Origin of the sequence: Dickeya sp. NCPPB 3274 (assembly GCF_000406205.1) — a bacterium.
GTDB lineage: Bacteria > Pseudomonadota > Gammaproteobacteria > Enterobacterales > Enterobacteriaceae > Dickeya > Dickeya fangzhongdai.
The window spans coordinates 1,643,155-1,652,640 of sequence record NZ_CM001979.1 but is presented as its reverse complement, the minus strand read 5'-3'; the positions used below and the strand labels follow the sequence as shown (position 1 = coordinate 1,652,640).

The window sequence follows — 9,486 nt, the reverse complement described above, 5'->3', positions numbered from 1 at the left end:
TCTGCCCGGCCGACGACATCAGCCCGGCGGCAGTGGGCCTGACGCCGCATCATCTGGCCTATGTGATTTACACCTCCGGCTCCACCGGACAGCCCAAAGGCGTGCTGGTCGAGCATGGCAGCGTGGTCAACCTCTGGGCCGGGCTGGAGCAGGCGGTGTATGGTTCAGCCGACCTGCAACGCGTCAGCCTCAATGCCTCGCCATCCTTTGATGCCTCCGTGCAGCAACTGGTGCAACTGGCCTCAGGCCGCACGCTGGTGATTGTGCCCGAGGCGATACGCCAGAACGGTGAACAGCTGCGTGACTGGATAACACAGCAGGCGCTGGCGGTCTTTGACTGCACACCGTCGCAGTTGGCACTGTTGATGACCGCCGGGCCGTTACCGCCCTTACTGCGCACGGTCCTGCTCGGCGGCGAAGCCATCAGTGCCGCGCAATGGCAGGCGCTGGCCTCGCGGGAAGGGGTGGCGTTCCATAACGTCTACGGCCCGACCGAATGTACCGTGGACAGCACCCACACGCGCATCACCGGGCAAACAGCCCGGCCGCATATCGGCCGACCGATGGCCAACCGCCGGGTTTATCTGCTGGACGCTGACCGCCAGCCGGTGCCGGTCGGTGTGACCGGTGAGTTGTATATCGGCGGTACCGGTGTGGCGCGCGGCTACCTGAACCGCCCCGACCTCACCGCCGAACGCTTCCTGGCGGATCCGTTCTCGACCGGGCCGGGCGCACGCTTGTACAAGACGGGCGATCTGGGCCGCTGGAATGCCGACGGCACCATTGATTACCTCGGCCGTAATGACGATCAGGTCAAGATCCGTGGTTTCCGTATTGAACCCGGTGAGGTTGAATCGGTGTTGCAGGGCGGCACTGGTGTACGCGAGGCGGTGGTGATCGCACAGCGCACCGCAACCGGCGATCAGCGACTGGTGGCGTATTACACCCTGTCGGATGAGGCAATCACCATCGAGGCACTGAAAGCGCAACTGGCACAGCGCCTGCCAGGCTATATGGTGCCGTCGGCGTATATAAGGCTGGAGCAGATCCCGCTGACACAAAACGGCAAGGTGGACCGCAAGGCGCTGCCTGCCCCGGACGACAGCGCCTTTATCCGTACTCACTACGAGGCACCGCAGGGCGCAGCCGAACAGAGACTCGCGCAACTCTGGCAGGACCTGCTGGGGATTGAGCGCGTCGGGCGCCAGGATCATTTCTTCGAACTCGGCGGCCATTCCCTGCTGGCGATTAAACTGATCGAACGCCTGCGCCGGGCGGGTTACACACTCTCCGTCAGCGAGCTGTTCAGACAGCCGACGCTGGCTGCACTGGCGGCCACACTGACCGCCGACACCACGACTGGCACTGTACCGGCCAATCGGATCCATGCCGACAGTGCCCAAATCACCCCGGATATGCTGCCGCTGGTGGCCCTGACACAGGCGCAGATCGATGCCGTGGTGGCTACCGTGCCGGGGGGCGTGCGCAATGTGCAGGACATCTACCCGCTGGCACCGTTGCAGAGCGGCATTCTGTTCCACCATCTGCTGCAACCGGTGGGGGATGCCTACATCACCCGCTCCATCCTGAGCTTTAAGGAGCAGACCGGGCTGGATAATTTTATTGCCGCCTTGCAGGCAGTCATTCAACGCCACGACATTCTGCGCACAGCAATCGTCTGGGAAGGGCTGGACGAAGCCGTTCAGGTGGTCTGGCGCAAAGCGCTAATGCCGGTGGAACCCCTGGTTATCCAGTCCGACGATGTCGCCGACGCCCTGCAACAGCGCTTTAACCCGGCGCAATTGCAGATGAACATCACTCAGGCACCGATGATCCAGGGGTATCAGGCCGCCGACCCGGCCAATAACCGCTGGCTGCTGTGCCTGCTGCACCACCATCTGTGTATGGACCACACCACACTGGAGTTACTGCTGGAAGAGGTTCAGGCGCACCTGCAGGGCCGTGCCGACCAGCTACCTGCCCCGCTGCCGTTCCGGCAGTTTGTCGCCCTCGCCCGTCAGCAGACGGATGCGCAGGCACAGCAGGACTATTTCCGCACACAGCTCGGTGATATTGACGAGCCTTGCGCCCCGTTCGGGCTGCTGGATATTCAGGGCAACGGCCAGCGCATCGATGAACATCATTTGCCGCTGTCAGATCGATTAGGGCAACGGCTGCGAACACTGTCACAACAACGCGGCATCAGCGTCACCAGCCTGTTCCATCTGGCCTGGGGCCGTGTGGTACAGGCCACCACCGGGCAGGACAACGTCGTGTTCGGCACCGTGCTGTTTGGCCGGATGGCCGGTGGCGAAGGTGCGGACCGCGTGCTGGGTATGTTCCTGAATACCCTGCCGTTACGTCTGTCGCTGGGACAGGTGAGTGTCGAACAGGCATTGCGCCAGACGCACGACGGCCTGGCCGGGCTGCTGCGTTTTGAGCACGCCTCGCTGGCCGACGTCCAGCAATACAGCGGCGTCGGTGCTCAACGCCCGCTGTTCACCAGCCTGCTCAACTACCGCTATAACGGCGGCAGCGAGCAGACGGATGTACAGACAGAACTGGCGGGCATCGACATGCTGTTCAGTCAGGAGCGCACCAACTACCCGGTCAACGTATCAGTGAACGATCAGGGCGCGGCGGGCTTCAGTCTGGATATTCAGGTTGCCGCAGGTATCGGTGCGGCCCGTGTCGGTGAGATGATGCAGGTCACCCTGACGGCACTGGCCGACGCGCTGGCGCAGGCACCAACGCAACCGGTGCATCGCCTGACGGTGCTGCCGGACGCCGAACGCCAGCAGGTACTGTATGGCTTTAATGACACCGCCACCGCGTTTCCGACAGCGGTCTGCATTCATGAGTTGGTTGAACAGCAAGCCGCCCGACAGCCGGACGCTGTCGCCGTGGTCTTCGAGGGGGAGTCACTGCGCTATGGTGAGCTGAACCGCCGTGCGAATCAGCTGGCGCACTGGCTGACAGAACAGGGCGTCAGGCCGGATAATCGGGTGGCGATTGCACTGGAGCGCAGCGTCGACCTGGTGGTGGCGCTGCTGGCGACCCTGAAAGCCGGTGGGGCCTATGTCCCGCTCGACCCGGACTACCCACAAGATCGCCTGCATTACATGCTGGCCGACAGCGCACCGGTGGTAGTGATCACTACCACCACCCTGCGCGCTACCGTGCCGACTGACAGCCCGGTGATTGAACTGGATGACCCGGCACAGCCGTGGGCAACCTGCCCGAGCGACAATATCAACCCGACGGCGGTGGGCCTGACGCCCCGTCATCTGGCCTATATCATTTACACCTCCGGCTCCACCGGGCAGCCGAAAGGCGTGCTGGTGGAACACCGGGGTCTGTGCAATCTATCACAAGCACAAATCCGTCTGTTTAACGCAGGGGCAGGCAGCCGTGTACTCCAGTTCAGTTCCCTCAGTTTCGATGCCAGTCTGTTCGATATCGTGATGGCGTTGTGCTCTGGGGCAACGCTGTACCTGCCACGGGGCCGACTGCTGGGTGAGACGTTGACGCAGTTTATGCAGCAACAGCGAATCAGCCATGCCACACTGCCACCGGCGGCGCTCTCCAGTCTGAACCCGGCACAGGCGCTGCCGGAGCTGGCCGTGCTGGTGACAGCTGGGGAAGCCATCAGCCGTGAGGCAATTGCCCCCTGGTGTACAGGCCGGGCGGTCTACAACGCCTATGGCCCAACAGAAGCCACGATCTGGGCCAGCACTTTTGCCCTGCATCAGCCTTATGCTGGTCAGCCACCGATCGGTTACCCGGTTGAAAACACAAAAATCTATCTGCTGGACAGTCATGGTCAGTTGGTACCCGTCGGTGTCACCGGTGAGCTGTATATCGGTGGCGTCGGTGTCGCACGCGGCTATCTGAATCGCCCCGATCTGACAGCAGAGCGCTTTCAGGATGATCCGTTTGCTCACGAGCCGGGAGCCCGGATGTACCGCACCGGCGATCTGGGCTACTGGCAGATTGACGGGACACTGGAATACCTGGGCCGCAACGACAGTCAGGTCAAGATCCGCGGTTTTCGTATCGAGCCGGGTGAAATCGAATCCTGCGCACTCGGATGCGCCGGTGTCACCGAGGCCGTGGTCCTGACACGACCGGATCATAGCGGCCAACCGCGTCTGATCGTCTGGTATGTCGGTAATGCCGAAGCACATGCGCTGCGCCGCCATCTCGCTGAGCGGCTGCCTGCCCATATGGTGCCAGCAGCCTGTGTTCAGATGCCCACGCTGCCGCTGACGCCAAACGGTAAAGTCGATCGCAACGCCTTGCCGGCCCCGGACGACAACGCCTTTGTTCGCACCGACTACGAGGCACCACAAGGTAGGACTGAGCACACTCTGGCAACCCTCTGGCAGGATCTGCTCGGTATCGAACAAGTCGGTCGTCAGGATCATTTCTTCGAACTCGGCGGCCATTCCCTGCTGGCGATTAAACTGATCGAACGCTTACGGCAGGCGGGTTATACACTCCCGGTCAGCGAACTGTTCAGGCAGCCGACACTGGCCGCTCTGGCGGCCACACTGACCGCCGACACCACGACTGGCACTGTACCGGCCAATCGGATCCATACCGACAGCACACAAATCACCCCGGAGATGCTGCCACTGGTGGCCCTGACACAGGCGCAGATTGATGCCGTGGCGGCTACCGTGCCGGGAGGGGTTCGCAATGTGCAGGACATCTACCCGCTGGCACCGTTGCAGACCGGTATTCTGTTTCACCATCTGCTGCAGCCGGTGGGCGATGCCTACATCACCCGCTCCATCCTGAGTTTTGAAGAAAAGGACGGGCTGGATCATTTCATTGCCGCCTTGCAGGCAGTCATTCAGCGTCACGACATTCTGCGTACCGGCATCGTCTGGGAAGGACTGGACGAGGCCGTTCAGGTGGTCTGGCGCGAGGCGCTGATGCCGGTGGAAACGCTGGTTATCCAGTCCGACGATGTCGCCGACACCCTGCAGCAGCGCTTTACCCCGGCGCAGTTGCAGATGAATGTCGCTCAGGCACCGATGATACAAGCCTGGCAGGCCGCCGACCCGGCGAATAACCGCTGGCTGCTGTGCCTGCTGCACCACCACTTGTGCATGGACCACACCACGCTGGAGCTGCTGCTGGAAGAGGTGCAGGCACACCTTGAAGGCAAGGCCGACCAGTTACCCACCCCGCTGCCGTTCCGGCAGTTCGTCGCCCTCGCCCGTCAGCAAACGGCTATACCAGCACAACAATCGGCGCAGCAGGACTATTTCCGCACACAGCTCGGGGATATTGACGAGCCCTGTGCACCGTTCGGGCTACTGGATATTCAGGGCAGTGGCCAGCACATCGACGAACATCATCTGCCACTGTCAGATACCCTGGGGCAACGGCTGCGAACACTGTCACAACAGCGCGGCATCAGCGTCGCCAGCCTGTTCCATCTGGCCTGGGGTCGCGTGGTGCAGGCCACCACCGGACAGGACAATGTTGTGTTCGGCACCGTGCTGTTTGGCCGTATGGCCGGTGGTGAAGGCGCTGACCGGGTGCTGGGCATGTTCCTGAACACTCTGCCGTTGCGCCTGTCGCTGGGACAGGTCAGCGTCGAACAGGCGCTGCGCCAGACGCACGACGGCCTGGCCGGGCTGCTGAACTTCGAGCACGCCTCACTGGCCGACGTCCAGCAATACAGCGGCGTTGGTACCCAGAGCCCGCTATTCACGAGCCTGCTCAACTACCGCTATAACGGCGGCAGCGAGCAGACGGATGTACAGACAGAACTGACGGGCATCGACGTACTGTTCAGCCAGGAGCGCACCAACTACCCGGTCAACGTATCGGTGAACGATCAGGGCGTGGCGGGCTTCAGTCTGGATATTCAGGTCGCTGCGGGTATCGGTGCGGCGCGTGTCGGTGAGATGATGCAGATCACGCTGACGGCACTGGCCGACGCGCTGGCGCAGGAATCAACGCAACCGGTACATCGCCTGACGGTGCTGCCGGACGCCGAACGCCGGCAGGTGCTGTACGACTTCAATGAAATCGAGACCCACTTCCCGGCGGATATCTGCATCCATGAATTGTTTGAACAGCAGGCCGCCCGGCAGCCGGATGCGGTCGCCGTGGTCTTTGACGGTCAGTCACTGAGCTATGGCGAGCTAAACCGCCGTGCGAATCAGCTGGCGCACTGGCTGATTGAACAGGGCGTCAGGCCGGATAATCGGGTGGCGATTGCGCTGGAACGCAGTGTCGACCTGGTAGTGGCGCTGCTGGCGACGCTAAAAGCCGGTGGGGCCTATGTCCCGCTCGACCCAGGCTATCCGGAAGAACGGTTGCACTATATTCTGCGTGACAGTGAGCCGGTCGCGTTGATCACCACGACCACGCTGCGTGCCAACGTGCCGACTGACAGCCCGGTGATTGCGCTGGATAACCCGGCACAGCCTTGGGCCACCTGCTCTGCTGATAATATCAACCCGGCGGCAGTGGACCTGACACCCCGTCATCTGGCCTATGTCATCTACACCTCCGGTTCCACCGGGCTGCCGAAAGGCGTGCTGGTGGAACATCACCATGTCGTGCGGCTGTTACGCGCCTCGCAACCGCTGTTCCAGTTCGGTGCCGAGGATGTCTGGACGCTATTCCACTCCTACGCCTTTGACTTTTCAGTCTGGGAAATCTGGGGATCACTGCTCAATGGGGGTCGTCTGGTGGTGGTGCCGTATCTGGTCAGCCGTTCGCCGCAGGCCTTCTATCAGTTGCTTTGTGAGCAAGAAGTCACGGTTCTCAACCAGACGCCGAGCGCGTTCCGGCAATTGATGGCGGCGCAGGCCGACAACGCCGGGCACCACGCATTGCGTTATGTGATTTTTGGCGGTGAAGCGCTGAATCCATCGAGCCTGGCACCGTGGTATTCACGAGCAGCCAATCATCGGACACAGCTCATCAATATGTACGGTATTACCGAAACCACGGTACACGTCACCTGGCAGCCGTTGCAGCCAGAGGATGTCATGTCTACTGCCAGCCCGATCGGACGTCGCCTGCCGGATTTACGCACCTACCTGCTGGATGCGCAGCAACAACCGGTGCCAATCGGTGTGATCGGCGAGCTGTATGTTGCTGGAGCCGGTGTCGCGCGGGGTTACCTGAACCGGCCAGAACTGACTGCGGAACGGTTCCTCGACGATCCGTTCGCGGCGGAAACCGGGGCACGGATGTACCGATCTGGCGATCTGGCACGCTGGAATGCCGACGGCACCCTCGACTATCTGGGCCGTAACGATCATCAGGTCAAAATACGCGGTTTCCGTATCGAGCTGGGTGAGATCGAAGCGGCGGTGCGCAGTCACACGCAGGTCACGGACACTGTGGTGCTGGCACGCCCCGGTCAGGACGGTGAGCCGCGTCTGGTGGCCTGGTATGTCGGCGACGCTGACGTGCAGGCACTACGTGGTCACATCGCCGGGCAACTGCCTGCCTACATGACCCCGGCGGTCTATGTATCTGTTGACGCACTGCCGCTGACGGCCAATGGCAAGATTGATCAAAAAGCCCTGCCGGAACCGGATGACAGTGCCTTTATCCGCCAGACCTTTGAAGCCCCGCGCAGTGCCATGGAGCACATGCTGGCGGAGCTGTGGCAAACGCTACTGGGGATTGAGCGTGTCGGTCGTCAGGATCACTTCTTTGAACTCGGCGGCCATTCATTACTGGCGGTGAAACTGGTGAGTGAAACGCACAGGCGTGGATTCACGCTTTCCCTGTCCACCCTGTTTGAATCACCTCGCCTGTTTGAACTGGCAGCAGCGCTCGAAACGGCAGAAACACAGCGCAAGGCCTGGGTAGCGTTGCGTTCGTCCGGGTCGCAACGCCCCTTGTTCATGGTGCCGGAGGCAACTGGCGAACTGCTTTACGGCCCGCAACTGGTGGCAGCGATTGATGCGGATATTCCGGTGTACGGCCTGCAGGGGCCGGATCGCCATCTGCCGAGCTTCAAAACGCTGCAAGGGGCGGCAGCCCGTTATGTCAGCATTATCCGCGAAGTTCAACCGCAGGGGCCTTATCGCCTGCTGGGCTGGTCGCTGGGCGGCACGCTGGCGTATGAAATTGCCGCGCAGTTGATCGGACTGAACCAGTCGGTTGAATTCCTGGGGCTGCTGGATACCTGGGCTTTACCGCCAGTCGAGTCGGTATCGAATACGGAAGATACGCTGGAGCAAATGAGTCAGGCACTGATTCAGGATGTCCTGACGCTGCGGGGTGAGCCGCTGCCAACCGCAGCGCTGGCTACGTGTCGGCAATGGCAGGATTACCATGCACTGGCCTGCCAACTGGGCGTCATCCCATCTGACTGGGCGCCGACGTATTTCTGCCACTGGCTGCAGCACCGTCAGGATCTGCTGAATGCAGAATACCGGCCACAGCCACTGCCGGTACAGGTTGACCTGCTGGCTGCCCGTGACAGTCTGGCACGGGCAGAGCCGTACCTGCACTGGGACCGCATCTTACCGCCGTCCTCGATCCGGGTGACCCCGGTGCCCGGTGATCACATGAGCCTGTTTACCAAAGCCCATGTCGGTACGGTCGGTCAGCAGATATCCCTGGCGATTCAGGCCCGCAGGCTGCCAGAGCCGACAACCGTGCAGCATACTCAGACGCCGGTGATCACGTTACAGGCAGGCCGACAGGCCGGGCCCGTGCTGGTCTGCATTCCCGGTGCCGGTGATAACGTCATGAGTTTTATGGCGCTGACTGCCGCCATGCCGGATGACTGGCAGGTATGGGGCCTGCAGCCGCAAGGTTTGCTGGAAGGCACCACACCTCACAGTTCGGTCGAGGCTGCCGCCCAGTATTATCTGGAGGCGCTTAAGGCACAGTCGCTCAACGGGCCACTCCATCTCTTGGGCCATTCGTTCGGCGGCTGGAGTGCACTGGAGCTGGCGCGACGGCTGGAGCAGGATGGCACGCCGGTGGCATCGCTGACGTTGGTGGACTCCAGAGCGCCTCAGGCAGCGAAAGAGTACCCGGACATGCAGATATTCATGCGGCTGATCGCGCTGTTTGAAATGCAAGGCACAGCACTGGAACTGACGGAGTCTGAGCTGGCGGCATTGACGCAACCGCAGCGGCTGGTGTGCCTGCATCAGCGCCTGGTCGAGCGCGGTGTGATGTCGGCCAGTAGCCGGGCACAGGATCTGACGGCCATCTTCCGGGTTTTTGCCGCCAACCTGCGCACCGGATACCAGCCGACGTCGCTGCCGGATGTCACGCCGTCACTGATCCTGGCTGAGGACGCAGGAGTCGACCGGATGACTGGCTGGCAGACGCTGATCCCGGCAATACCGCTTCAGCGAGGCTCCGGCAACCATGTCCAGTTGCTGAAAATGCCGCACGTGGCGTTTATTGCCGACACGGTACAGCGGAAATAAGCCATAGCCGTGTCATTAATCCCCCGCCGGTTATCACAACCGGCGGTTT

The 9,486-nt window shown here is 61.8% G+C and carries 1 protein-coding gene; it reads left to right on the top strand.

Annotated features, from left to right (window positions below; all coding sequences use genetic code 11):
* Positions 1–32 precede the first annotated feature (32 nt).
* On the top strand, positions 33–9,437 hold the full coding sequence (locus DXX3274_RS07935) for a non-ribosomal peptide synthetase (RefSeq protein WP_152495240.1): 9,405 nt from the start codon (positions 33–35) through the stop codon (positions 9,435–9,437).
* The last annotated feature ends 49 nt before the right edge of the window (positions 9,438–9,486 follow it).